This window comes from Delftia sp. (genome assembly GCF_059499305.1).
The window spans coordinates 1-25,112 of the sequence record NZ_JCABYI010000028.1 but is presented as its reverse complement, the minus strand read 5'-3'; the positions used below and the strand labels follow the sequence as shown (position 1 = coordinate 25,112).

Genomic DNA, 25,112 nt, shown 5'->3' with positions numbered 1-25,112 from the left:
GATCAGGCATGAAATTCAATCGCATATTGGCGGCAGCATTGCCCGTCATTTCGCTGGCGGCCAGCGCGCAGTCATCCATCACCCTGTTCGGCATCGTAGACGTCAATGCGCGCTACGTGAGGAACAGCGACCTGCCTGGCAACCTGACCATGAACAACAGCGGCCTGGCCTCCGGGCGGCTGGGATTTCGCGGCGACGAGGATCTGGGCGGCGGACTGAGGGCCGGCTTCTGGCTGGAGTCGGACGTCAATGCCGACACGGGCACGTTCAGCTCCACGGGCAAGTTCTTCCAGCGCCGTTCCACCGTGAGCCTGTCGGGAGGTTTCGGCGAAGTGCGCCTGGGCCGCGACCTTTCGCCGGCTTCGGCACATACCTACAAATACGATCCGTTCGGCGTGATCGGACTGGGCGGTTCCGCCGTGGCAAGCCGCATGCCGGACGGCTTCTCACCGTCCTACTACCGCCGCGACAACGCGATCCAGTACCTCTCGCCCAGCCTCTGGGGCCTGCGTGCGGAATTCATGTACGCCATGGACGAGAACCCATCGAGCAACGTGGGCCGCCACGTGGCAGGCCGGGTGCACTACGAAAACGGTCCATTGAGCCTGTCGCTGTCCTATGGCACGACCGACATCGGCGCCGCCGGCGCCAAGTTCAGGCAGTATGGCGCGGGCGCCTCGTACGACTTCGGTTTCGCCAAGCTCATGGGCCACTTCCAGCGGGAGGACCTGCCTTTCGGCACCTACGGCAGCAGCACCCTGGGCTCCGAGGACCGCTGGCTGCTGGGCATGACGGTTCCCGTGGGCAGCGGCCATCTCCGCGCCTCCTATGTGCGTACCGATTCGCGCAAGGGTCCGGTGGCATTCAATGGCAGCGATGCGAACAAATATGCCATCGGCTATGTGCATGATCTGTCGCGCCGCACGGCCTTGTATGGAACCGTGGCCCGCATATCCAACAAGGGCAATGCGAATTTCGCCCTGTCGGGCGGTGCACCGGGGCTTGCTCCCAAGGGCACGTCAACGGGTGCGGAAGTGGGCATACGCCACAGCTTCTGATTCCCTTTCCGGGATTATTCCCGCCAGCGTTGCAAAACCGCTGGCGGCAGGCCGGGCAATGCCCTTTTGCCGCATTTGCCAAACCATTGCCACGGCCTGCCATCCATCCATGTTCCGTTTGAATTGAAAATCCCATTTGCGCCAAGGAGCATTTCATGAAAAACATCAATGCCCTGTATATCGCAGGCATTTTTCTTGCCTGCCCAATGGCCCATGCGGACACTTTTCCCAACGGTCAATCGCACTACGGCTCGCCCGCGCCTGCAGGCTCCTACCGTAGCGTCGATCTGTCGCAGAAGACGCCCATCAACGTCACCTGCGGCGAAACCCTCAATTTCACCAGCAAGGGCAGGACATTCGCGTGGAAGGTCAGCTCCATCCGGCACAGCCATGTGCCGGTGGCGCGCTTTGCGCCGCCCGGTTTCGACACGCAGGGCCGCAGCATCTTCGTCATGCCCGCAGAGCACGAGAGAGGCGGCTGAAGGGGCCGCGTCGCTGCGGCCTGCGCTGCGCAAAATCCAACTCAACGCAACTCGACGCAGCAAAAAAGGGCCCGCAATTCGCGGGCCCTTTTCGTTGCTGGAGGCAGGCCGAAGCTCAGGCCGCCAGGGCGCCGCGCATGGCGTCGATCACGGCCTTGTAGTCGGGCTTGCCGAAGATGGCGCTGCCGGCCACGAAGGTGTCGGCACCGGCATCGGCCACGCGGCGGATGTTGGTTTCCTTGATGCCGCCGTCCACCTCCAGGCGGATGTCGCGGCCGCTGGCCTCGATGCGCTTGCGCGCGGCCTCGATCTTGCGCAGCGTGCTATCGATGAAGCTCTGGCCGCCGAAGCCGGGGTTCACGCTCATCAGCAAGATGAGGTCGATGTCGTCGATGACCCAGTCCAGCACGTCCAGCGAGGCGGCCGGGTTGAACACCAGGCCCGGCTTGGCGCCCTGGGCACGGATGTTCTGGATGCTGCGGTGCACGTGGGCCGTGGCATCGGGGTGGAAACTGATGTAGTCGGCGCCGGCCTTGGCGAAGGCCGTGGCCAGTTCGTCCACGGGCGTGACCATCAGGTGCACGTCGACGGGCACGGGCTGGCCGTCGGGCGTCTTCGCATGGGGCTTCAGGGCCTCGCAGATCATGGGACCGAACGTGAGGTTGGGCACGTAGTGGTTGTCCATCACGTCGAAGTGGATCCAGTCGGCGCCGGAGGCGATCACATTCTTGACCTCGTCACCCAGACGGGCGAAGTCGGCAGACAGGATGGAGGGGGCGATGCGGTAGGTGGGGCTCATGGCCTGCGATTGTCGCAGCTAGCCCATACCGGCACCAGCGACGGCACAAAGCCATGGGCGGCGGCGCGTGGGGACGTTCGCAAGCCGGTACATTGCGGGCAGTTACCATTGCCGCCATGCCCATGAACGAGTTCCAGGTCCAGGTCCGCCCCGCCTTTTTGCCAGAGCAATCCGCTCCAGCGGCAGGCGTGTACGCCTTCTCCTACACGATCACCGTGACCAATACCGGCCAGGTGCCGGGCCAGTTGATCGCGCGCCACTGGATCATCACCAACGAACTGGGCCATGTCGAAGAGGTCAAGGGCCTGGGGGTGATCGGCCGCCAGCCGCTGCTGCAGCCCGGCGAGACCTTCGAGTACACCAGCGGCTGCCAGCTGCGCACGCCCAACGGCAGCATGCAGGGCACCTATCTGTGCATCAGCCACGAGGGCGAAGTCTTCGAGTGCCCCATCCCGCGCTTTCATCTGCATTCGGGCGCTGGCGGCGACAGCTTTCCAGACCCTGACAACCGCGTGCTGCACTGAGCGCGTTCCTCGGGGGAGGCGCTAGTCTTCCGCCCTGCCGCAAGACCCCTACATGAAGCGAATCACCCAAGACCTGCCCGGCCTTCTGGCCGCACTCGACCCCGAGGCCGACCTCGCGCACCGCCATATCTGGCTGATCCACCTGCTGGAGTGGGTGCGCGCGCCCAAGCCGTCGGTGGACGGCGCGGTGCAGCGCGTGCAGTTGCTGGTGGAGGCCGTGGAGGCCGATCCGGCCGTGCGCCAGCGCCTGCATGCGTGGTGGCTGCGCTTCATCGATACCGTGGACATCACGGCGCTGCTGGCCGATTTCGGCTTTGCGCCGCGCACCAACATGTTCAGCGAGCTGTCCGAGCGCGTGCGCTACAAGCTGCTGCCCAGCACGCCAGAGACGGTCGATGCCTCCGAGCTGTTCATGCTGGCCATGCCCGACGAATTCGACGCGCGCTGGCTGCACGCGCTGGACGCGGCCCTGCTCGAGCGCATCGCCGTACTGCTGACCGATGGCAGCGAGGGCCAGGGCAGCAGCTTCTGGCAGAACAGCCTGCTGGGCTCCATCACCTATTGCACGGGACAGATCCTGTCCACGGGCTTCTCGCCCGAGCTGCGCCTGCGCATGGACGAGCAGGCGCGCGATGACCAGCCCTTCCACGCCCTGATCCACGATGCGGAAAGCCTGCGCGTGGAGGTGCTGCACGCGCTGCGCACCAACGACCGGCGCGACGCGGCCGAGGCCCGGCTGCGCGAACGGCTGGATGCCTGCCGCGCGGCCGTGACATCGGTGTACGCGCATTTCGAGTCCGAAGGCATTTCGGTGGGCCTGGTGTTTCGCCTTCGCCAGCTGCGCGCGCGCATCCTGCGCGTCAGGCGCCTGCTCGACTGCCTGCTGGCCGACAACCGCGCCACCGAGACGGCCGACCTGCTGGCCAACCTGGTGTCCGTAGGCATCGAGCGGCGCAGCCTGCGCGCCCTGCTGGCCACCAATACCTCGCTGCTGGCCGCCAAGGTGGCCGAGCGTAGCGCCGAGACCGGCGAGCACTACATCACGCGCACGGGCCGCGAGTACCTGTCCATGGTGACCAAGGCCGCCGGCGGCGGCTTCGTGATGGCCTTCACCACGCTGCTCAAGTTCGCGCTCTACGCGCTGGGGCTGTCGGCTTTCTGGGGCGGGCTGGCCGCGGGCATCAACTACTCCATCAGCTTCGTGCTGATCCAGCTGCTGCACTTCACGGTAGCCACCAAGCAGCCGGCCATGACGGCGCCGGCCATGGCCGCCAAGCTCAAGGACCTGCGCGCCAGCGAGGCCATCGAGGAATTCGTGGACGAGGTCGCGCACCTGGTGCGCTCCCAGGTGGCGGCCGTGCTGGGCAACGTGCTGGTGGTGCTGCCCATGGTGCTGCTGCTGTCGCTGGGCTATGCCCAGCTGTTCGGCCACACGCCCATCGACGAGCCGCATGCGATTGCCGTGCTCGATTCGCTGAGCCTGCTGGGCCTGTCGCCGCTGTTCGCTGCCTTCACGGGCGTGCTGCTGTTTGCCAGCAGCCTGATCGCGGGCTGGGCCGAGAACTGGTTCGTGCTGCGCCGGCTGGACTCGGTGATCCGCTACAACCCCGGCATCACGCGCTGGCTGGGCGCCGGGCGCGCGGATCGCTGGGCGCATTTCTGGCGCAAGAACATCTCGGGCTTTGCCGCCAATGTCTCGCTGGGCATGATGCTGGGCCTGGTGCCGGCCTTCGCGGCCTTCTTCGGCCTGGGGCTGGAGGTGCGCCACGTCACGCTGTCAGCCGGCCAGATCGGGGCCGCCATGGCCGCCCTGGGCTGGGAGGTTCTGCACTCCGACATGTTCTGGTGGGCGATTGCCCTACTGCCCATCAATGGCGCGTTGAACGTCACTGTCAGCTTTTATCTGGCATTCCGCGTTGCGCTGAGGGCACACAATGTCAGCGGAGTCGACCGCTCGCGCATCTATTCGGCCATCCGCCGCCGTCTGCGCACAGCGCCGCTGAGTTTCTTCCGCCCCTGAGCCTGCGGGACCTCGGGAACCACGCGGAACCCACGTGCTGGCGTGCCCGCCCGGCCTTGCAGCCTGGCAGGCACGCCAGTGGATCGCCAACGAAGTGTCCCCGTGCCAGGCGCACGGGACGCGGGTTTGCCCGCGCCGCAGGGAAGGCCTTGCGGAGCTTCGCTTGCGGGCCACCGGCTCGCGCAAAGGACGTCGCTGATGAATGACATGCTGAGCTTCTGGGAACCGTGGCTGCGGCCTTCGGCCGGGCTGGCCACGGTTCAGTGGTCCCTGCTGCTGGCCGTGGCCACCATGGTCGGCTATGCCTGCCAGCGCCATGCCGCCCTGCCCAAGGTGGTCGGCTACTCGCTGGTCGGCGGCATTGCCGGGTTGATCGGCTTTGGGGCCAACACCACCTGGCCGCTGCAGGGCACGGGGCTGTTCCTGCTGGAGCTGGGCGTGGCCATCGTGCTGTTCGAATGCGGCGGGCGCATCACGCTGCGCTGGTTCCGCCACAACCCCATGGTGCTGGTGCAAAGCGTGGCCGAGTCCGCGCTGACCTACGTGCTGGTCTCCCTGGTGCTGGGCTGGCTGGGCATGGCCCCCGAAGTGGCCGGGCCGCTGGCCCTGGTGGCCATGGCGGCCTCGCCCCTGGTGCTGACGCGCGTGGTGGCCGACATGCGTGCCGCAGGCGCCGTGACCGATCGCGGCCTGGTGCTGTCCACCCTGTCCACGCTGTATGCGCTGGCCCTGGGCAGCGCCAAGGCGGGCATGCTGACGCAGCCCAAGGCCGGCTTCGTGGCCTCGATCATGCCGGTGCTGGTGGTCTTGGGCGTCTCGGTGGCCGTGGCCCTGGTGCTGGCCGTGCTGATGCGCCTGGCGCTGCGCTTCATGAGTCCGGCCAGCGAGAACACCTCCATCCTCTTTCTCACCCTGATCTCGGCCAGCGTGCCGCTGACCTCGTACCTGGGCGGCTCGGCGCCGCTGGCGGCGCTGCTGGGCGGCATCCTGCTCAAGCAGTTCAACCCGCGCCCCTGGGCGTGGCCGCGCCAGCTGGGCACGGCGGCCTCGCTGCTGACCATGCTGATGTTCGTGCTGGTCTCCACCGTGGCCGCACAGGCCGACTGGAGCGCGCCGGTGGCCGGCGTGGTGGGCGCCGTGATCCTGGCGCGCCTGGTCGCCAAGACCCTGGGCGTGGCCGTGGGCAATGTGGGCACGGGCGCCAACTGGCGCCAGGCCTTCTGGGTGGGCTGCGCCATGGCGCCCATGTCATCGGTGGCGCTGCTGATCGCCTCGCAGTTCGTGGCCGCCGCGCCCGAGCTGGGCGCGCAGATCGCAGGCGTGGCCCTGCCCACCATTTTGGTGATGGAGGTGCTGGGCGCCGCCCTGGCCACTGTGGCCATCTACCGCTCCGGCGAAAGCTCCCGTCCCTGGAAGCCGCTGAGCCGCTCGAACACCGCAGGAGATGAACGTGAGTCTTGAAGCCTTCAACTCGTCCGAACCGCTGACCCTGGGCGTGGAGCTGGAACTGCAGCTGGTCAACACCCACGACTACGACCTGGCCCCCTACGCCGAGGACATGCTGCGCCTCATGCTCAAGAACCCGCTGCCCGGCAGCGTGGTGCCCGAGATGACGAACAGCATGATCGAGATCTCCACCAGCGTCTGCCATTCGGCCTCGGAGGTGCTGGGCCAGCTCAGCCAGATCCGCGATGCGCTGGTCAAAAGCGCCGACAAGCTCAACATCGCCGTGGTGGGCGGCGGCACCCACCCCTTCCAGCAGTGGCATGAGCGGCGCATCTACGACAAGCCGCGCTTCCAGGAGCTGTCGCAGCTGTACGGCTACCTGTCCAAGCAGTTCACCATCTTCGGCCAGCACGTGCACATCGGCTGCCCCGACGCCGACGCGGCGCTGCTGATGCTGCACCGCATGTCGCGCTACATCCCGCACTTCATTGCGCTGTCGGCCTCCAGCCCCTACGTGCAGGGCCACGACACGGCCTTCGACTCGGCGCGGCTGAACTCGGTGTTCGCCTTTCCGCTGTCGGGCCGCGCGCCCTGCGTGCTGCACTGGAGCGAGTTCGAGCAGTACTTCGACAAGATGACGCGCACGGGCGTGGTCAAGAGCATGAAGGACTTCTACTGGGACATCCGGCCCAAGCCGGAGTTCGGCACCATCGAGATCCGCGTGTTCGACACGCCGCTGACCATCGAGCGCGCAGCCGCCCTGTCCGGCTATGTGCAGGCGCTGGCCGCCTGGTTCATGGACACCCAGCCCTTCACGCCCGTGGAGGACGACTACCTGGTCTACACCTACAACCGCTTCCAGGCCTGCCGCTTCGGCCTGGAGGCCGTGTACGTGGACCCGGCCACGGGCGAGCACATGCCGCTGGCCGACCACATCCTCAAGACCATGGATGCCGTGGCCGACTACGCGGCCCGCCACGGCGCTGCGCCCGCCCTGCATCTGCTGCGCAGCGATGTGGCCGCCGGCAGCAACGATGCCCGCTGGCTGCGCGAACGCCAGCGCAGCGAGCAGCTGCTGGCCGAGGTCTCGCGCCAGGCGGCCATGCGCTTTCGCGGCCAGGCCGTCTGAAGCCTGCGTTCAGCGCAGGCTCAAGGCAGTACCGCCGCCGCACGCGCGGCGGTGATCTGCGCGTCGGCGTCGCGCTGCAGCAGCAGGCGCTGGCGCACCAGGTCCTGGGCCGCCGCCGTGACGGCGCTCACGTAGCCGGCCTGGTCGACATACAGCTCCTCCAGTGAAGGCCGCGCGTCACCGGCCGCCAGCCGCGCCGCGCGCGTCTTGTGGAAGGGGATGAAGCTGCCCGTGAGGTTGGACAGGTCCACGATGCCCGGCGTGGCCACGTAGTTGAACTCCATGCTGGTGCCCAGCGGTGCCCGCGCCTCCACGCTGCGGATGCCGGCGCGCGTGAGGCCGGTGGCCGCATCGACCTGGGGCACGAGGATGGCGTAGTCCTTGCCCGTGGCGCGCGGCGGCTGCAGCGTGGCGATGCCGCTTTCGTCCTGCGGCACGTACTGCGGGCCGAAGTCGAGCAGCGCAAAGCCGTTGTGGCGTGCCAGGTAGCGGAACTCGGGGATGGCGGTCTGCACGCCGCCCACGCTCCAGCTCAGGCCCTTCATGGCGGGAAAGACCAGCTTGTCGGGCCGCACCAGGGTGCCGTCGGCCAGCCTGGGCACCTGGCTGGCCGGCGGCTCGGTGCCGCGCACCACCCAGTCCTCCAGCGCGATGAACAGCGCGCGGAACGTGTCGTTGAAGTGCACCACGGTGCCGGCCGGATAGACATTGCGCGTGGGCGCATAGCCGATGCTGGCCGTGCCGCCTGCGCCGCCGTGCTGCGTGCTGGCGTAGTAGTAGATGCGGGCATTGGCGGGCTGGGCGATGTCGCGCAGGCCGTTGGCATCGGTCAGCACGGGCGAGCCCTGCAACTGCCAGAACTCCGTGCCCGACAGGCCCAGGAAGAACTTGGGGCAGGTGTTGCTGGCTTCGCAGCGCTTCATCACGCCGCCCTGGCGGCCGCTGACCTCATCGCTGTAGTCCTTGTCCAGGCCACGCGGCGCGGTCTGGCCGAAGGCCGTGTGGTCGGTGCGCAGGCCGCCCCCGCCGCCGGGCACGGCAAAGCGCGTGTTGATGTTGGTCTGGCGCGCGGCCACGTGGGCATACATGCCGTCGAAGACCTTGCCGCCATCGAGCGCCTGGTTGAAGCCCAGGTGCAGGAAGGTCTTCATGGCATTGCCCGACTGCGAGGTGCCCTGGCCGATGGTGTGCGTGATGCGCCCGGCCAGCGGATTGGCCTTGCCGTCGGCATCGGCCGCCTTGGCGCGGAAGAAGCTCACCGTGTCGCGCAGCGCGGCCAGGCCCACGCCCATGACCTTGGGGTCCTTGGCCACGTAGACCAGCTCGTAGAGGTACTGCGGATCGAACCCGCCCTTCAGGCAGACATTGGTGGCGCTGGGTGTGCCGGGGAAGGGATTGGCGGCGGCATCGCAGCTGGCGAACTTCCAGTCGCCCGCAGGCACAGTCTGGCGCGCATCGGTTTCGTTGATGCGGCGCGTGAGCGAGTAGCCGGCCTGCGTGTTGTCCAGGCTGGCGGGCTCGTAGGGGATCATGGTCCCGTTGAACACGCCGCCGGGCAGGGTCATGGAGGGCACGGCGGCGGCCGGGACCAGCTCGGTGCGGTAGCTGCCCGTGATGCTGCTGCCGTCCTTGTTGCGGGCCACGGGCACGGTGACCGTCAGGCGCGCTGGCGTGGACTTGGGCACATCGCCCTGCCAGGCCGAGTACAGCAGCACGTAGCCGCGCTCCAGGTAGACCGCATCGCCGGGCGTGGCCGTGGGGTTGGGCATGGTCAGGATGTTGCCGCGATTGGGCGCGTCATAGCGCAGCACACCGCTGGCCTTGGACATGTCCTTGGGCTTGAGCATGACGAAGTCGGTGCTGTACTCCACCATGCCGCGCGCATTGAGGGGCGCCAGCGCCAGGTCCTGGATCACGGCGTTCTTCGGGTCGGCCGGGTCCAGCTCGCCGCGCAGCACGCCGGTGACTTTTTCGTAGGCGCCGACACTGCCGTAGCTGCCGGCAAAGTCCTCGGTGGCGCTGATGCTCAGCTGCATGCGCGGCGCCTGCGAACCGGCAGGCGAGTCACTGCCGCCGCAGGCGGTCAGCAGGCCGGATGCGGCCAGGGCAAGGGCCAGTGGATGGGTGGATCTGATGTGCATGTTGTCTCCTTGGGGTCATGGCACAGGCAAGGCTGCGCCCTGGCCGCCGTGCATTGCGGCGGCCTAGGGCGGTTCGGAAAAAAAGGAACGGGAGAGCGGGGAACGGGAGAGCGGGGGAGCGGCCTACTCGGGCTGGATGCCGGCGGCCTTGATCACCTGGCCCCACTTCTGGGTCTCGGCGGCCTGGAAGGCGGCCAGTTCCTGCGGTGTGGCCGTCCAGCCCTGGGAGCCGGACATGTCGAAGAAGGACTTGGCGCCCGCGCTGTGCACGGCGTCGGACAGCAGGCGGTTCAGGCGGGCCACCACGGCCTCGGGCGTGCCGGCCGGCGCATAGGCGGCGAACCAGTAGCCCATGTCATAGCCCTTGACGCCGGCTTCCTCCAGCGTGGGCACCTCGGGCAGCTGCGGGCTGCGCTGGGTGGTGGAGTAGCCCAGGGCGCGCAGCTTGCCCGACTTGACCTGGGGCACGCCGGTGGAGGTGTCGGTGATCATCAGATCGATCTGGCCGCCCAGCAGGTCGGTGATGGCCAGCGGATTGCTCTTGTAGGGCACGTGCATCAGGTCCACGCCGGCCAGCTGCTTGAGCATTTCACCGGCCACGCGGCTGGAGGAGCTGCCGCTGCCGAACGACAGCTTGCCCGGCTGCTTCTTCGCCGCCGCCAGCAGATCGCCCACGTTCCTGTACGGCGCATCGGCGCGCACCACCAGCACCTGGCCGCCCTTGCCCAGCCCGGCCACGGGCGCGAAGTCCTTGACCGCGTCATAGGGCAGCTTCTTGTACAGATGCTGGTTGGCCGCGTGCGTGGTGTTGGTGGTGATCAGCACCGTGTAGCCATCGGCCGCCGAGCGCGCCACCTGCTGGGCCGCGATCATGCCGCTGGCGCCGCCCTTGTTCTCGACCACCACGGCCTGCTTGGTCGCCGTGGTCACGGCCTGGCCCAGCGCCCGTGCCAGCTGGTCGGTGGCGCTGCCGGCCGCAAACGGCACGACGAAGGTGATGGGCTTGGACGGATAGTCCTGTGCCAGGGCCGGTGCGGCGGCGGCTGCTGCCAGCGCGCAGGCGGCCAGCGCGAGCACATGGCGGCGGGGGAAGTTGTGCGAAAGGTTCATGTCTGTCTCCTTTGTTGTGATGAATGTGTGACGGGCGGGTCCTGCCGGCTACTCCGGCGCCAGGTGGGGCAGCAGCGAAGCCGGTATGTGGACCTGCATCTGCAGCAGCCAGTACGACAGCGCCTTGCCGTGGCTGTCGAGGTTGAGCGCATCGTTGACGCCGCCGTCCAGCACCGCGTCCAGCACCCAGTTCATGGCCTGCAGGCGCTGCAGCACGAAGCGCTGCACGCGCGCAGGGCGCCGGGCGGCGAAGTGCGCGGCCACGCGCTCTTCGGTGATCTGCTCCACCAGCACGGGCCAGCAGGCGGCATTCCAGGCGATGAGGCTGATGTTGGAGCGGTTGCCCTTGTCCCCCGTGCGCCCGTGCGCCAGGCGGTACAGCGGCACGGTGACGGGCATCGTGGTTGGCAGTGTGTTCATGCGGCGTGCTCCCCGGCTTCTTTCCCGGCCTCTTTCTCGACCCCTTTATCGATCTCTCCCTCGGCCCACTTCCACCCGGTGGCGATGCTCTGCTGCGCCAGCAGGCATGACACCGTGCCCAGCCGCGCGCGCAGCGCCGTGCGCACGCCGCCGCCGCCGGCCGGCCCGCAGGTGTACAGCGCATTGACCTCGCGCGGCAGGCGCCGCGCCTGGGCCTGCGTGGGGCGCAGCCAGGCAGCGCGCAGGCGCACGTCCTGGGGGGCGGCTGCGCCGGCCGGCTGCGCGTCGCGCCAGCGGCCGGCGTCGTCGCCCAGCACGCTGGCCACGCCGATCCAGTCCAGGCGCAGGTCGCCGGCGGACTCGCCGCCCAGGCGCTCGCGCAGCACCTCGCCGGCCAGCCGGGCGCGCTCCAGGGCGCGCGGGCCGGCATAGGAGATCTCGCCCTCGGCCAGCCAGCCCGAGGCATGGCAGACATTGACCTTGTAGTGACCGTTGTGCGCATGGCCGCGCACGCCGCTCAGGCGCACGGCGTCAGGCCCCACCTGGTGCACCTCGGCCTCGGACAGGTCGGCCACCACGTCGGGCGTCAGGTAGGCGGCCGGGTCGTGCACCTCGTACAGCAGCTGTTCCTTGACCGTGCGTTCGCTGACCAGGCCGCCCGTGCCTTCGGGCTTGGTGATGGTGCAGTCGCCCGAGGGCTCGATGATGGCGATGGGATAGCCCAGCCGCGCCAGGCCCTGCACGTCCTTGAAGCCCGGGTCGGCGAAGTAGCCGCCCGTGACCTGGGCGCCGCATTCCAGCAGGTGGCCGGCCATGGTGGCCCGCGCCAGGCGGTCCCAGTCGTCCCAGGCCCAGCCGAAATGCGCCATGGCCGGCCCCAGGGTCAGCGAGGGGTCGGACACGCGGCCGGCCACCACGATCTCGGCGCCGGCCTGCAGGGCCTCGGCAATCGCGCGCGCGCCGATGTAGGCGTTGGCACTGACCAGCGAATCCTCGGGGAACTCCGCGCCCAGCGCGGCCCGCAGCGCCCCGCGGTACGCCGGGCCGCTGACATCGTCGCCATGCACCACGGCGATGCGCGGCACGCGCAGGCCCAGGCGCTGCGCCAGCCGCTGGATGCAGCGCGCCGCGCCTTCGGGATTCGCCGCACCGAAGTTGCTGACGATACGTATGCCATGCGCCAGGCAGTCGGCCAGCACGGGCTCCAGCAGGTCCTCCAGCAGGGGTTCGTAGCCCGCGTCGGGCTGCTCGCGCCGCGCGAGCTGGGCCAGGGCCAGCGTGCGCTCGGCCAGGGTCTCGAAGATCAGGCAGGCGCTCTGGCCGCTGGCCGCCAGGGCGCGCACCACGGGCGCGGCGGCATCGGTGCGGTCGCCCGAGAAGCCGGCTGCGCAGCCCACCCACAGCGGGGGCCTGTCCGGGGCAAGAGAGGGTTCCAGGTTGTCCATGAGAGCCAATGTAGGCAGCCGCTGCTAATCTGTGAAATCGATTGTTCGGATCGACTTATCCAAAAACCCGATGAATATCTCCTCCCGCCAGCTCGATGCCTTCATCGCCCTGGCCCAGCTCAGCAGCTTCACCCTGGCCGCGCAGCGCTGCCATCTGTCGCAGCCGGCCTTCAGTGCCCTGATCAAGGGGCTTGAAGACGGCGTGGGCGTGCGCCTGTTCGACCGCAGCACGCGCCACGTGGCGCTGACGCAGGAGGGGGCGCAGTTCCTCGATGCCGCGCAGCGCATACGCGCCGACCTGGGCGATGCCGTGCACGGCCTGCGCGAGGCGGCGGCGCTGCAGCGCGGGCGCGTGTCCATCGCCCTGCTGCCTTCGCTGGCGGCGGCCTGGCTGCCGCCGGTGCTGGCGCTGTTCCATGCGCGCCATCCGGGCATACAGCTGCAGGTGTCGGACCTGCTGTCCGAATCGTGCATCGCCCAGGTGGCCTCGGGCCAGGCCGACCTGGCGCTGGCCGCCATCCGCGCCGACACCGAGGAGCTGCAGGCCGAATGGTTCTGCGCCGACAGGCTGCACCTGGTCTGCCGCGCCGACCATGCGCTGGCGGCCCTGCCCGCGCCGGCCATGGCCGACCTGCGGGACCAGCCCTTCATCCACCTCGCCCGCCACAGCAGCGTGCGCCAGTACCTGGAATCGCAGGAGCAGGCCCCGCCCCTCAACACCTTGCTGGAGGTGGAGCACCTGGCCACCGTGATGGGCATGGTGCGCGCGGGCCTGGGCATCAGCGTGGTGCCGGCCCTGGCGCTGTTCCACTTCGTGCAGCCCGGCCTGGTGACGCGCCCGCTGGCCGATGCCGACCGCCGGCGCGACCTGTACCTGGTGCGCAGGCGCCAGCGCAGCCTGTCGCCTGCCGCCCAGGCCTTCCACGCGCTGGCGCTGGAGCATCGGCCCGGTGCGGGCGAGACCACCTGATACGGGGCAGCACGAACCTCGCAGCACAATAGCCCGATCGCCAACCGCCTCCGAAAGCCGCCACCGTGGGTGAATTCGACCTGATCCGCCGCTTCTTCCAGCGCCCCGTGCGCCGCGCCGCCCTGGGCGTGGGCGATGACTGCGCACTGCTCGCCCCGGCGCCGGGCATGCAGCTGGCCGTCTCCAGCGACATGCTGGTCGAGGGCCGGCATTTCTTCGCCGACGTGGACCCGCGCCTGCTGGGCCACAAATCCCTGGCCGTGAACCTGTCCGACCTGGCGGCCTGCGGCGCGCGCCCGCTGGCCTTCACCCTGGCCCTGTCCCTGCCGCGCGCCGATGCGGCCTGGACCGAGGCGTTTGCGGCCGGCCTGCTGGCCCTGGCCGACGCCCACGGCTGCGAGCTGGTCGGCGGCGACACCACCCAGGGACCCTTGAACATCTGCATCACCGTCTTCGGCGAAGTGCCGCCCGGCCAGGCCCTGCTGCGCAGCGGCGCGCGCGCGGGCGACGACATCTGGGTCAGCGGCAGCCTGGGCGATGCCCGCCTGGCGCTGGAAGCCCTGCTGGGCCACACCACCCTGCCACCCGGCACGCTGGCCGCCGCGCGCCAGCGCCTGGAAGCGCCCACGCCGCGCGTGGCCCTGGGCCAGGCGCTGCGCGGCATTGCCAGCAGCGCGCTGGATGTGAGCGACGGCCTGCTGGGCGACCTGGGCCACATCCTGGAGCAATCCCGCGTGGGCGCCAGCCTGGACACGCGCCTGATCACGCCGCTGCTCGATGCCGGCAGGCACACGCCCCTGGCCATCGACCTGCTGCACCAGTGCACCCTGTCCGGCGGCGACGACTACGAGCTGTGCTTCACGGCCCCGGCCGACCGGCGCGATGCCGTGCAGTTCGCAGGCCGCGACAGCGCCACGCGCGTCACGCGCATCGGCTGCATCGAGGAGCAGCCCGGCCTGCGGCTGATCGGCCCGGACGGAGCGGCCATGGCGCCCCGGTGGACCTCATTCGACCACTTCGCTGCGGCCTGACGCCGCGCCAAACCACTTTCATCCGAGAAGGACTGCCCATGGTTCAACGCTCCGCCCTGCCCGCCCTCTCTGCCCTGGCAGCCGCCTGCTTCCTGCTGGCAGGCACCCCGGTCCAGGCCCAGGCACAAGCCCAGGAAGCCACCATCGCCCGCGCCCCCATCGCGCGCGTCACCCTGTATGCGGGCGTGGCCTCGGTGGAGCGCACGGCGCGCATCACGGCCGCCACGCGCCAGCTGGTGTTCGAGTGCCTGCCGGGCTCCATCGACCCGCAGAGCCTGCAGGTCAGCGCCGATGCCGGCGTGCGCCTGGGCGACTACAAGCTGCAGTCGCAGCCGCGCGAACTGGCCTCCAAGGCCTGCGCCAGCCCGCTGGAGCAGCAGATCCGCACGCTGGAAGACCAGCTGGCCGCGCTGGAGGCCGACGAGTCCGCCGCCAAGCTCGTGGGCGACTACCTGCAGGGCCTGGCCAAGCCCGGCGATGACGCCAAAGCCCCCGCCCTGCCCGCCGCCAGCCAGCTGGGCGCCGCCACCGAGGCGCTGCGCAGCACCAGCCGTGGCAACACGCTGCGCGCCCACCAGATCCTGCGGCAAAAGCAGGCGCTGCAGGAGCAGCTCAGGCCGCTGCAGCTCGAACGCGACCGCACGGGCGCAGGCAACGCCCAGGTGATGAAGGTCACCGTGCAACTGGCCAGCCCGGCCGATGCCAATGTGCAGCTCACCTACCAGGTGCGCGGCCCGAGCTGGCAGCCCACCTACCGCGCCCAGCTGGACCCGGCCAAGGGCACGGTGGCCATCGAACGCCTGGCCCTGGTGGCCCAGAACAGCGGCGAGGACTGGAGCCAGGTGCAGCTGCTGCTATCCACCGGCCAGCCTTCGCGCAGCACGCAGGCGCGCCTGCCCAATCCCTGGACGCTGGATGTGGAACGGCCCCGCCCCGTGGCCGCCATGGCCCCTGCGCCAGCGCCGGCCCCGGCGGCCCCTGCGATGATGCTGGAGCGCGCCCGCAAGCCCGGGGCGGCCGGCGAGGCCGCCGAACTGCCGGTGCTCGATGTCGCCAGCCTCAACACCGCCTACGCCACGCAGTTCTCCGTGCCCTACCGCATCAGCGTGCCCTCCAGCAGCGAGCGCGTGACCCTGGCCCTGGGCTCGCACAACCTGCCGGCCACCCTGCTCACGCGCACGGCGCCCGCCGTGGAAGAGGCCGCCTACCTGGTGGCCCAGCTGGCCGTGCCGGCCGGTGTCTGGCCCGCAGGCCCCGTGGCCCTGTTCCGCGAAGGCGCCTTCGCCGGCCAGGGCCGGCTGGACTTCGGCAACGCCGCCGCGCTGGCCCAGGGCCTGTCCTTCGGCCGTGACGACAAGGTGGTGGTGCGCAACCTGCCCGTGGACTCGGCCACGGGCAGCGGCGGCCTGCTCAGCAGCAGCACCGAACGCCAGGTCACGCGGCGCTTCCAGGTGGACAACCGCCACGACCGCGCCATCGAGCTGCAGGTGGTGGACGCCGCACCCGTCTCGCGCAACGAGCAGATCCGCGTGCAGTCCCAATACAACCCGCAGCCGTCCACCACGCGCTGGAACGACCGCAACGGCATGATCGCCTGGCAGCAGCCGCTGGCCGCTGGCGCCAGCGCCAGCTTCGAGGCCCGCCACCAGATCCGCCATCCGCAGGATCTGGCGGTCGAAGAGCGTCAGTGAAGCACCAGGGCCGCGCTTATGATCTGGCCCCATGAGTGACGCGCCGCTGCGGCCGGAGGTTTCCGGCGATCCTGCTACCCCCACCTTTGCCTCTGCGGCGCGCCCACCGGAAGGCCCGCCGCAGGGCGGCATGGCACGCCCCACGCTGGAATTCATGATGTCCCACCCGGCCCACTTCATCGCCATGGGGCTGGGCTCGGGGCTGGGGCGCATCGCGCCCGGCACCGTGGGCACGCTGTGGGCCTGGCTGTCCTTCCTGCTGCTGCAGCACTGGTTCACGCCCCAGCAGATCGGCCTGCTGATCGCGGGCAGCATTCCCCTGGGCTGGTGGGCCTGCACGGTCACGGCGCGCCACATGCGCGTGGCTGACCCGGGCAACCTGGTCTGGGACGAGATCGTGGCCTTCTGGCTGGTGCTGTGGCTGGTCATGCCCACGGGCTTCTGGGGCCAGCTCATCGCCTTTGGGCTGTTTCGCTTCTTCGACGCCGCCAAGCCCCAGCCCGTCAAATGGGCCGACCGGTGCTTCAAGGGCTTCGGCTGGCGCGGCGGCTGGGGGATCATGTTCGATGACCTGGTGGCCGCCTTCTGCACGCTGCTGGTCATCGCCCTGTGGCGCCATTTCATCGGCTGAAGGAGCTGGCATGAGCGCATCCAACGAACTCGTCGAAACCCTGGCAGGCCTGCTGCTGCAGCGCGGCTGGATGCTGGCCACGGCCGAGAGCTGCACGGGCGGCATGATCGCTGCGGCCTGCACGGACCGCGCCGGCTCCAGCGAATGGTTCGAGCGCGGCCTTGTCAGCTACTCCAACGCGGCCAAGCACGACCTGCTGGGCGTGCCCGAGGCGCTGATCGCCGAACACGGCGCAGTGAGCGAGCCCGTGGCGCGCGCCATGGCCGAAGGCGCCATCGCCCACTCACGCGCGCAGTGCAGCGTGGCCGTGACAGGCGTGGCCGGGCCGGGCGGCGGCAGCGCCGCCAAGCCCGTGGGCACGGTCTGGTTCGGCTGGAACGTGTACGGCACCACGCACAGCGAATGCGTGCGCTTTGACGGCGACCGCGCCGCCGTGCGCCAGGCCACCGTGGCACACGCCTTGCAGCGCCTCAATGCGCTGATCAGCGCAAGGCTTTTATGAGCCGGTGCGCGATCTCCTGCAGCGGTGCAGGCAGGGCGCGGTAGCTTTCCAGCAGGCGCTGCTCGTCCACGGGCAGCGGCGCGTTGTCGTCTTCAAGCCCCGCCGTCAACTCCAGCGCCGTGGTCTGCAGCGCCAGGGCCACGCGGGCCAGGGTGTCGTTCTTGAGGGTGCGGATGGCCCCCGATTCGATCTGCGACACGGCCGAGGCCGTGATGCCCGCCGCCTCGGCCAGCCGGCCCTGGGTCATGCCCAGTTCGGCGCGGCGGGCGCGTATGCGTTCACCGATATGTCTCATGGCCCGTGCATCCAAAGCCTGTGGCGCGGGCGCTCAGGCGCCGTGGCACTTCTTGAACTTCTTGCCGCTGCCGCAGGGGCAGGGGTCGTTGCGGCCCGGCTGCTCGCCCTTGACGATGGTTTCCTGGCGCGGGCCCATGCTCTTCCAGATCTGGCGCAGGTCGTACAGCGCCCAGATGGCCTCGCCGAACTGCTCCACGCGCTCCTGGCTGGTGCTGGCGGGGCCGTCCTCGTCGTACATGCAGACTTCGGGCTTGCCGGTGTCGTCCTCGGTCAGGGCCACGACGGCGTTGAGCGCCTCGTTGAGCCAGCCGGCGGCTTCCTTGTCGCGCGGGGCGGCCCATTCCTCGGCCCAGTTCTCGACCACGAACATGAAGCCCAGCGCCCAGATCTGGCCGAACGAAGGAATCTCGCCGTCATCGGGACGCTCTTCCTCGGGCAGCGACAGGATGGCGCCGCGCATGTCCATGGCCTCGGGCTGGAAGGTGCGGTCGTCTTCCAGCGTCTTCACGTCGGCGTCCAGCTGGGTGCGGATCTCGTCCATGCGCAGGCCCACCAGCTCCAGAAAGCGCGCCTGCTGCGCCGCGTCCTTGAACACTTCCATCAGCGGCAGCGGCTGGCCCTCGGCCGCCTCCAGCGTGCCGCCGTCGCCCAGCAGCATGGGCAGCCACTCGGCGGCCGGCACCTCGCGGCGCGTGCAGATCAGCGCCGTCAGGAAACCGTCGCAGAACTCCCACTGCGGAATCTCCTCGCCGCGCGTGCGCAGCTCGTCGAGCAGATCGTCAAGCTCCTCCAGCGCCTCGGGCGTCAGGGCAGGCTCGTCGGGCAGGGCGGTGGCTTCGTGGGCGTCGTTGGACATGGCGGGAATCTCTAGGGAAAACAGGGAGAAGGAACCGGCCACGGCCAGCCCCTCGAATGAATGGCCCGCAGTGTAGCCGCGCCGCCATGTCCGTGGCGCCCGGTCGGAACTGGCGCCCACGGGGCCCTATCGCCCCACATGGCCCACGTGGCCCACCCGCTACCCGGCTCCCTGCCAGGCCGGGAGCATGGAAAGCCCCACCCATTCCCCGACCCGGCTCATCGTCAAATTCTGCAAAGCGCCGCTGGCGCCGCCAAAGACTGCCACCAGTGCCCATGTCTGCTCGTCGAAACCGCGGGTCGTGCAGCAGGCCATCTGGGGCAGGCACATCGCCTCGGACTGGTCCTGGGCCAGCAGGCTGACGAATTCCTGCGCGGTCACGGTCTCCGGATCCAGGCCCATGGGCCAAGTCCCCTTCCAGCGCTGCGCATCCAGGGTCACGCTGTGCACGCCCCATGTCGGAGCGCCTGGCATGTCGCCCCAGGCCAGGCGTTGAAGGACCAGGCCCAGCCCCGTCTCCGCCCATGTCACCGGGTAAGGCGGGGCGTGATCGATCTTCAGCAGCTGCGCATCGCTCAATCCCGCTTGGCGCAGGGCCAGGCGCAGGTAATCCTGCCGGCTGTGCCGTCCCAGCGTGCGCAACACGGCATCCATCAACGGGGCGATGGGCTGTGGCTTCATGGTGCTTTCCATTCAGAACTCATCAAAACGACGCATATAGGCGTCGCATGCCAATTGCCACGCGTCTTCGTCGTTGGATCCTGATGGCGGGGCACCGATAAAGTCATTGAGCCGGGATTTGGCACGGACAGGCTTGAGCAGACGCGCCGCCTCGCCAAAGGCCGGCAGTGTCAGTCCCTTATCCATGTCCCCCAGCCCCGGAAAATCTCCTGCACGAATTCCCAGGCAGTTGCCCACATCTCCGGCAGAAAGGTATTGGCTGGCCTCAACCTGCTTACGCACTGCCTCCCGTCCGCCCAGTTTTTCCAGCAAGGCATCACTGACAAAACTGAGCCAATTGATACTGTACATGGCGTTGTTGAAGTCATGGCTTATCAACGCAAGGCTGCCCAAGGCATTCAATCCAGGAAACCGCTGCAAATAGGGATAAAGTACTTGCTGCCCTTGGCTAATAGGTCCGATATTTCGTTCTTCAACCGTTGACATGACCCCCCACCCTGCAATGGCCCAGAAGGGTTGCATCAATTCCACCACCTGAGAGGTAATGCGACCCACATTGCTTTCTGGCGGCTGGTTGATGATCCACCACGCGGGAAATGCCATGCGAATGAAAGACATGGAAGGACCTATTCCAGGGGAGGTGTGCCGGTCATGTGGCCATGTGAACTCTTCGTTAGCTATGCAACAGCGAAGACGAAAGTTTTGTGCATTATCCGTCCACGCTTCCGGCGGCTTTGGCGAGCCAGAGGCCAAGTGAAACATCATTGCATAACCTTTAGGATTATCCAGGCTCTTTTGCTTCTTCGTGGTCAGTTTCTTCTGCGCCGCACTACTGATTAATCTAGCCGGCATACCATCATGCCAGTAAACCAGCTTCTCTTTACCGACAGCCTCACAAAAGAGATCAACCACCTTCCATGCACGCTCACGCACAGCCAGAGAATCTCCTTCATGAAATACCATTTCAATGGTCCAGCCTGCTCGTGCGCAAATACATCCAAATCTATCCTGCAACGCCATCCCCTTGAGAATATCCAGTGTTTCCACCATGTTGGTGCCCGATTTTTCATTGACTGATGGCCAGTCGAAGTCATGTCTTGCATCCATTGCCGCTCCTCCACTCCTTAATAATCCCCGGAAATCAGAAAAAATCAAACCGACTCATATAGGCATCGCATGCCAGCAGCCACGCATGTTCATCATTGGAGCCCGAAGGCGGTGGGCCGATGAAGTTGTTGAGCCGGGATCTGGCGCGAACAGGCTTGAGCAGGCGCGCCGCCTCGCCAAAGGCGGGCAGCGTCAGTCCTTGATCCATATCCCCCAGACCAGGAAAGTCTCCCGCACGGATTCCCAGGCAGTTGCCCACATCCCCGGCCGAAAGATACTGACTGGCCTCCACCTGCTTTCGCACGGCCTCTCGCCCGCCCAGTTTTTCCAGCAAGGCATCGCTGACAAAACTCAGCCAGTTGATGCTGTACATGGCGTTGTTGAAGTCATGATCGAACAATGCAAGACTTCCTATGGCATTCAATCCTGGGAACCGCTTCAGATAGGGATACAGCACCTGCTGGCCCTTGCCATCGGGTCCAATATTGCGTTCTTCCACTGCAGGAATGACACCCCACCCGGCAATAGCCCAGAAGGGTTGCATTAATTCCACCACCTGGGAGGTGATCCGGCCCACATTGCGCTCGGGCGGCTGACCCAGAATCCACCATGCGGGAAACGCCATGCGAATGAAAGACATGGCAGGACCTATGCCAGGCGAGATATGGCGGTCATGTAGCCAAATACCTTCATCGTTGTTTATACGGCAGTGAAGTCGAAAGTCTTGAGCATTTTCAACCCAGTCATCTGGTGGCTTTGGATTTCCCGAAGCTAGATCAAAAATCATCGCAAACCCTTCGGGATTGTTAAGCGTACTCGGCTTGTGTTTGGCAATTCTCGCTTGTGCTTGCTTGCTGGTCAGTGACATAGGCGCCAGACCCCACCATATTGCAAGCTTGTCTGCGCCAACAACCTCACAAAACAGATCAATCACTTTCCATGCACGCTCACGTACGGCCAGTGAATCCCCTTCATGGAACACCATTTCGATGGTCCACCCAGCTCTTGCGCAAATACGTCCAAATCTATTCTGTAATACCATCGCTTTCAGAATATCCATAGTCGCCACGGTAGCTTTTTGCAGTTCTTTGGTGCTTAAAGGTTTATTAAAGTCTTTAGCCATATCCATCTCCATATCTGACCGTACCGAAGCCATTGCTTCAAAATGTCACGCCGAGGACTCTTGCCAGTGCGGTTCCCACCGCACCTACACCTCGGAGTACACGCCCCAATGCGGACGCACCGGCCGCAGCCCCAATTGCTGCTGCCGTATCCGCATTTACCCGTTCTGCCAAATAAATTTCCTTTTCTCTGTTGGCCTGCCATCGCATTGCTTGGTTCAATACGCCTTCGTTCGTCGTTTCTCCATCGCCTTCGCAAGCACAACTTCCTGCGTCTAAGGCATCCTTGAAAAACTTTTCTTTAAAAATGTCGCTATATGCCTGAAACTGTATCTTGCCGTCTGGCCCAAATTCTGAAGAAAATTTATCCCCCGGGAATTTCATCTCATAGACCCGCTGCACGTTGTCCAGCACAGGCGGAAGGCGCGGGTTCTTCACCACGACCACATCCGGGATGCGCGAGCCCGCAGGCCGGCTGCGCGTGGGTCGTACGGGCTCCCTGCGCGACATGACGGGGGCCTTGTTCAGGTACGGCACTTCCTGCTTGTAGTAGCCCCGGTAGCCTTCAAACCCGTCGGCCTGCATGACCACGCCGGCCACGCAGCGCTGGCCCAGGCCGCCGGTCATGCAGCAGCAAAACAGCTCGCACAGCGCCCTGCGGTCCAGTTCGTTGTCGAAGTCCCGGGTGCCGCATACCTTGTTGAAGCCCACAAGCACGACGGCCTTGCACAGGTCCCTGGACCGCTTCAGGCGATTGAGGGCAATGAAGGCGGGGACCAGTTGTTCGCAGCTCATGCGCCAGGCCCGCCGAGGGGCGAGGAGGACTCGCCCGCAGGCGTGCGCCGCCGCACCACGTCCCAGATCCCCATCGGCAGCTCAAGCATCATCAACTGGATGCGGCCGTCAGGCGGCAGGTCGGTGCGCGAGAGAAATTTGCGCACGGCGGGAAACTCGTCGAAGCGCTCGCCAAACTGGTGGCGCAAGGCCAGGAAGCCGATGACATCGTCCGGCGTCGACAGGCCCCAGCCCACCGCGCGGTCAAGGCCTCGCCGGGTATGGGCCAGCAGCCTGTCATGCGGCCAATCCTGCTCGCTGAGATGGCAGGTCTGCCGCACGATGGCGGCAATCCCTTCTTCGCTGGGCACGAGGTTGCGGCGCAGCGTGCGCTGCATTTCCAGGGTTGAAATTTCCATCATGGCGAAGACACCTCCCATTGCCTGTTGTCCAGGCGCGCCAGGCCTGTGACGTGGTCCAGAAACTTGCGTTGCGCCATGCCGACCCAGATCCCCTCGGGATGCGGTGCCAGGCAGGCGAGGATGCTGTGGCCGCGGAACCAGTCCCCCAGATGCGCCGGGTCGAACTGCGCCAGCAGGCGAGGCAGCACGCGCGGGTCGTAAAAGCGCAGCCACAGCCGCTGGCCGCCGTCTCCCCTGGCCTGCAGAAACCGCTTGAGATGGCGCTTGAGCGCAGGGGCCGGCAACCGGCTGATCAGGAAAATGCCCCAGTGCGCCTGCCAGCCTTCATGCGGCCAGCGCTGGAACAGCGGACTGCCTGCATGCACCCGCATGAGATAGGGCGCGTAGCGCGCATAGCGGGCGGCGGGCATGCCGTCATACAGGCAGGTGATGCCGGACTGCGGCGGCTCGGCCAGGATGGCGTCATGCAGGTGCTCATCCGCCGCCGCGTCCACGATGGCGTAGAGCAGGCCGTCATAGGTCGCCGCCACCTTTTCGAGCACTGCCTGGCGTGCCATCTGGAGGTCGTCCGGCGTGCCGGGGCCTGGGGGGATCAAGGTGGACATGGCGATTCAGTCCTCCATGGCCGACACGAAGGCGGCCCCCGATTGCGCGGCTTCGGCCAGGCACCGGCCCGCATTCGCACCGATCCAGACGGTGGTGCAGCCCGAGACGACCACGCCGCCGTGCACGGTCCTGTCCCCCATGCGGGCTGCGGGCCTGCCGCCGATCAGTACCGTGGCTTCGCCTTCGGCAATGGCGTCGGGCGGCGAACGGGGGCACAGCGCCTGGTCCGTGACCCTGGCCGCCGGCATGCCGCCGATGAGCACATCGGCCTGGCCGGAGAGAATGGCCCCGCCCCCGTGGGCGGGACAGGCATGCATGTCGCCCACTCTTGCTGCAGGTTGTCCCATGCGAGTGTCCCGGGTTCAGCAGTTGATCTTCACCAGCGGCGACTTGATCTCGACCATGGCCGGAGAGATCTCGATGGAGCTCGCCCCCGATTGCAGCCGGATGCTTCGGGTGCCGGTGACGATGACCTGTTGCCCATCGACCGTCAGCGTGGTGCCCGCCGCCAGGGCCAGCTGTCCGCCCGCATCGACCAGGCTGTTGGCGCCCACCCGCAGCGCGTGGTCGTTGCCGACGTTGACCGCCTGGTCCTGCCCTACCTCGGTGCTGTCGTTGTTCTGGATGGTGCTGCTGCGGTTGTTGCCCACGATGAGGCCTTCATCGCTTCCAACCTGCGCGCTGCGGTTGCGCCCCACGGTCCGGCTCCAGTCCATCCCCACGCTGTCGCTTCGCAGGACACCCACGTTGCTCATCAGCACCGCGCCTACGTTGAGGTTGTAGGCACACCCCACGGTGACCATCTTGAACAGGCCCGTGCCCTGGGTGTAGCCGATGCCCACGGTTTCGGATTTCATGCGCCCCGTGGCCAGGGTCCAGTTGCGGCCGATGCTGTCGCGTCCATTGGCATCCACGGTTTTCGTGCGGTTCTTGCAGATGCGGATGCTTTCATCCAGGTCCACCGTGCGCGTGCGGTTCTGGTGGACGGTGAGGGTCTCGTCCAGGTCCACCACCTCCGTGCGCCAGCCGTGGACATCGATCTTCTCGTTGCGGTCCACGGTCTCGGTGCGGTCGCGGTGGATGACGCTGGTCTCGTCCCGGTCGATGGTCTTGCGCCGGTCGTTGCCCACCCATTTGTCCTCGTCGTTCTCGACTTCGGTGAGCTGGTCCTTTTGCGCGTGCAGCCACAGCTGTTCGGCGCCCGCCTTGTCCTCGAAGCGGATGGCGTTGGCGTCGCCCTGGCCGTTCTTCATGCCTGACCCCGGGTTGCCATCCTTGCTCGATCGGGTCTTGATGCCCGATTGCGTGGCATTGGCCGGCAGCGCCCAGGGCGGCATGTTGGCCGCGTTGTAGACGCAGCCCGTGACGATGGGATAGTCCGGGTCGCCGTTGAGGAAGTCCACCACCACCTCATGCCCTATGCGGGGGATCGAGATGGCGCCAAAGCCCGGGCCTGCCCAGTTGGTGGCCACGCGGATCCAGCAGCTGGAGTTCTGGTCCTTGCTGCCCAGCCGGTCCCAGTGGAACTGCACCTTGATGCGGCCGTATTCGTCGGTCCAGATTTCCTGCCCGGCCGGGCCCACGACAATGGCCGTCTGCGGCCCCGTGGTGCGCGGCTTGGGCGTGGTGCGCGGCGGCTTGAAGGCAAGATCCGTGGGCTGGGCCTGCAGCTCGTAGCGCTGGAAGGAGCCTTCTTCCTTGGCGCCGTCCCGGGTACTCGATGCGGATGGGACGCCACGTACGCTGGAGATCGCGCTGACGCGAGGGTTTTCTTTCAGGTGGTAGCTCAGGCCCGTGATCAGGTACTGCCGGTTCTGGTCACCACGCGGGTAGTTGTAGAGGCTGAAGG

At 67.3% G+C, this 25,112-nt stretch carries 26 protein-coding genes; 11 read left to right on the top strand and 15 right to left on the bottom strand.

All coding sequences use genetic code 11. The features are described from left to right. Nucleotides 1-8 precede the first annotated feature (8 nt). Nucleotides 9-1,058, top strand: coding sequence for a porin (locus AC5I49_RS16425; protein ID WP_016450601.1), 1,050 nt, complete (start codon nucleotides 9-11; stop codon nucleotides 1,056-1,058). A 155-nt stretch (nucleotides 1,059-1,213) separates the two neighbouring features. Further along, complete coding sequence (locus tag AC5I49_RS16420) at nucleotides 1,214-1,540, top strand: CzcE family metal-binding protein (protein ID WP_043790802.1); 327 nt, start codon at nucleotides 1,214-1,216, stop codon at nucleotides 1,538-1,540. 115 nt (nucleotides 1,541-1,655) lie between these two features. Here AC5I49_RS16420 and rpe read toward each other — a convergent pair whose 3' ends face one another. Next, entirely contained in the window at nucleotides 1,656-2,339 is a 684-nt protein-coding gene (rpe, locus tag AC5I49_RS16415) for a ribulose-phosphate 3-epimerase (protein ID WP_016450603.1), read from the bottom strand. A 116-nt stretch (nucleotides 2,340-2,455) separates the two neighbouring features. Between rpe and apaG the strand changes: the two genes are divergently transcribed. From apaG to AC5I49_RS16395, 4 genes are all read left to right on the top strand, one after another. Beyond that, complete coding sequence (gene apaG, locus AC5I49_RS16410; RefSeq protein ID WP_495789622.1) at nucleotides 2,456-2,863, top strand: Co2+/Mg2+ efflux facilitator ApaG/CorD; 408 nt, start codon at nucleotides 2,456-2,458, stop codon at nucleotides 2,861-2,863. Nucleotides 2,864-2,915: 52 nt separating this feature from the next. Continuing rightward, on the top strand, nucleotides 2,916-4,883 hold the full coding sequence (gene tlpB, locus AC5I49_RS16405) for a transporter-like protein TlpB (protein ID WP_016450605.1): 1,968 nt from the start codon (nucleotides 2,916-2,918) through the stop codon (nucleotides 4,881-4,883). Nucleotides 4,884-5,081: 198 nt separating this feature from the next. Beyond that, nucleotides 5,082-6,344, top strand: a complete 1,263-nt coding sequence (locus tag AC5I49_RS16400; protein WP_016450606.1) for a cation:proton antiporter — start codon at nucleotides 5,082-5,084, stop codon at nucleotides 6,342-6,344. Beyond that, nucleotides 6,334-7,458 (top strand): YbdK family carboxylate-amine ligase, encoded by a 1,125-nt coding sequence (locus AC5I49_RS16395; protein ID WP_013804717.1) that lies wholly within the window; start codon nucleotides 6,334-6,336, stop codon nucleotides 7,456-7,458. The genes AC5I49_RS16400 and AC5I49_RS16395 overlap by 11 nt, the downstream gene beginning before the upstream one ends. A gap of 20 nt (nucleotides 7,459-7,478) precedes the next feature. On the opposite strand, the gene AC5I49_RS16390 is transcribed toward AC5I49_RS16395, so the two are convergent. The 4 genes from AC5I49_RS16390 to AC5I49_RS16375 all read right to left on the bottom strand — a co-directional run bounded on the left by AC5I49_RS16390 (nucleotide 7,479) and on the right by AC5I49_RS16375 (nucleotide 12,574). Continuing rightward, a complete protein-coding gene (locus AC5I49_RS16390) occupies nucleotides 7,479-9,599 on the bottom strand; it encodes an alpha/beta hydrolase domain-containing protein (RefSeq protein ID WP_495789621.1) in 2,121 nt (706 codons plus the stop codon). Between the two features lie 123 nt (nucleotides 9,600-9,722). After that, nucleotides 9,723-10,709: a Bug family tripartite tricarboxylate transporter substrate binding protein gene (locus tag AC5I49_RS16385; RefSeq protein WP_016450608.1), complete on the bottom strand. Its 987-nt coding sequence runs from the start codon at nucleotides 10,707-10,709 to the stop codon at nucleotides 9,723-9,725. A gap of 48 nt (nucleotides 10,710-10,757) precedes the next feature. Beyond that, nucleotides 10,758-11,129 (bottom strand): AtuA-related protein, encoded by a 372-nt coding sequence (locus AC5I49_RS16380; protein WP_013804720.1) that lies wholly within the window; start codon nucleotides 11,127-11,129, stop codon nucleotides 10,758-10,760. Further along, nucleotides 11,126-12,574 carry an acyclic terpene utilization AtuA family protein gene (locus tag AC5I49_RS16375; protein ID WP_495789620.1) on the bottom strand — a complete coding sequence of 483 codons (1,449 nt, stop codon included), beginning with the start codon at nucleotides 12,572-12,574 and terminating at the stop codon, nucleotides 11,126-11,128. Before AC5I49_RS16375 ends, AC5I49_RS16380 begins: the two co-directional genes overlap by 4 nt. Nucleotides 12,575-12,644: 70 nt before the next feature. Between AC5I49_RS16375 and AC5I49_RS16370 the strand changes: the two genes are divergently transcribed. From AC5I49_RS16370 to AC5I49_RS16350, 5 genes are all read left to right on the top strand, one after another. Then, entirely contained in the window at nucleotides 12,645-13,544 is a 900-nt protein-coding gene (locus AC5I49_RS16370) for a LysR family transcriptional regulator (protein ID WP_392442884.1), read from the top strand. A gap of 65 nt (nucleotides 13,545-13,609) precedes the next feature. After that, nucleotides 13,610-14,575, top strand: a complete 966-nt coding sequence (thiL, locus tag AC5I49_RS16365) for a thiamine-phosphate kinase (RefSeq protein ID WP_495789619.1) — start codon at nucleotides 13,610-13,612, stop codon at nucleotides 14,573-14,575. 38 nt (nucleotides 14,576-14,613) lie between these two features. Next, nucleotides 14,614-16,266 (top strand): DUF4139 domain-containing protein, encoded by a 1,653-nt coding sequence (locus AC5I49_RS16360; protein ID WP_495789618.1) that lies wholly within the window; start codon nucleotides 14,614-14,616, stop codon nucleotides 16,264-16,266. 130 nt (nucleotides 16,267-16,396) lie between these two features. Then, complete coding sequence (locus AC5I49_RS16355) at nucleotides 16,397-16,897, top strand: phosphatidylglycerophosphatase A family protein (protein ID WP_026062211.1); 501 nt, start codon at nucleotides 16,397-16,399, stop codon at nucleotides 16,895-16,897. A 10-nt stretch (nucleotides 16,898-16,907) separates the two neighbouring features. Further along, nucleotides 16,908-17,399: a CinA family protein gene (locus AC5I49_RS16350; protein WP_013804726.1), complete on the top strand. Its 492-nt coding sequence runs from the start codon at nucleotides 16,908-16,910 to the stop codon at nucleotides 17,397-17,399. On the opposite strand, the gene AC5I49_RS16345 is transcribed toward AC5I49_RS16350, so the two are convergent. The 10 genes from AC5I49_RS16345 to AC5I49_RS16300 form a co-directional block, all read right to left on the bottom strand. Then, entirely contained in the window at nucleotides 17,380-17,694 is a 315-nt protein-coding gene (locus tag AC5I49_RS16345; RefSeq protein ID WP_012202639.1) for a helix-turn-helix domain-containing protein, read from the bottom strand. The genes AC5I49_RS16350 and AC5I49_RS16345 overlap by 20 nt on opposite strands. 33 nt (nucleotides 17,695-17,727) lie before the next feature. Further along, the gene (locus tag AC5I49_RS16340; protein WP_016450524.1) at nucleotides 17,728-18,552 is read right to left on the bottom strand and encodes a YecA/YgfB family protein; all 825 of its coding nucleotides are present in this window, start codon (nucleotides 18,550-18,552) and stop codon (nucleotides 17,728-17,730) included. A gap of 159 nt (nucleotides 18,553-18,711) precedes the next feature. Further along, nucleotides 18,712-19,245 carry a hypothetical protein gene (locus tag AC5I49_RS16335; RefSeq protein ID WP_495789617.1) on the bottom strand — a complete coding sequence of 178 codons (534 nt, stop codon included), beginning with the start codon at nucleotides 19,243-19,245 and terminating at the stop codon, nucleotides 18,712-18,714. Continuing rightward, nucleotides 19,246-20,340, bottom strand: coding sequence for a type VI immunity family protein (locus AC5I49_RS16330; protein ID WP_212645634.1), 1,095 nt, complete (start codon nucleotides 20,338-20,340; stop codon nucleotides 19,246-19,248). It abuts the gene before it with no gap. A 34-nt stretch (nucleotides 20,341-20,374) separates the two neighbouring features. Next, complete coding sequence (locus AC5I49_RS16325; protein ID WP_249343434.1) at nucleotides 20,375-21,463, bottom strand: type VI immunity family protein; 1,089 nt, start codon at nucleotides 21,461-21,463, stop codon at nucleotides 20,375-20,377. Nucleotides 21,464-21,500: 37 nt separating this feature from the next. Further along, nucleotides 21,501-22,256 carry a hypothetical protein gene (locus tag AC5I49_RS16320; RefSeq protein WP_212645632.1) on the bottom strand — a complete coding sequence of 252 codons (756 nt, stop codon included), beginning with the start codon at nucleotides 22,254-22,256 and terminating at the stop codon, nucleotides 21,501-21,503. Then, nucleotides 22,253-22,633: a hypothetical protein gene (locus AC5I49_RS16315; protein ID WP_227469546.1), complete on the bottom strand. Its 381-nt coding sequence runs from the start codon at nucleotides 22,631-22,633 to the stop codon at nucleotides 22,253-22,255. The genes AC5I49_RS16320 and AC5I49_RS16315 overlap by 4 nt, the downstream gene beginning before the upstream one ends. Before the next feature lie 20 nt (nucleotides 22,634-22,653). Then, nucleotides 22,654-23,262 carry a DUF4123 domain-containing protein gene (locus AC5I49_RS16310; protein WP_016453940.1) on the bottom strand — a complete coding sequence of 203 codons (609 nt, stop codon included), beginning with the start codon at nucleotides 23,260-23,262 and terminating at the stop codon, nucleotides 22,654-22,656. 6 nt (nucleotides 23,263-23,268) lie between these two features. Continuing rightward, nucleotides 23,269-23,610: a PAAR domain-containing protein gene (locus AC5I49_RS16305; RefSeq protein ID WP_026062371.1), complete on the bottom strand. Its 342-nt coding sequence runs from the start codon at nucleotides 23,608-23,610 to the stop codon at nucleotides 23,269-23,271. 15 nt (nucleotides 23,611-23,625) lie between these two features. Continuing rightward, nucleotides 23,626-25,112: type VI secretion system Vgr family protein (locus AC5I49_RS16300; RefSeq protein ID WP_495789616.1), on the bottom strand; the 1,487-nt coding region annotated here is incomplete at its 5' end.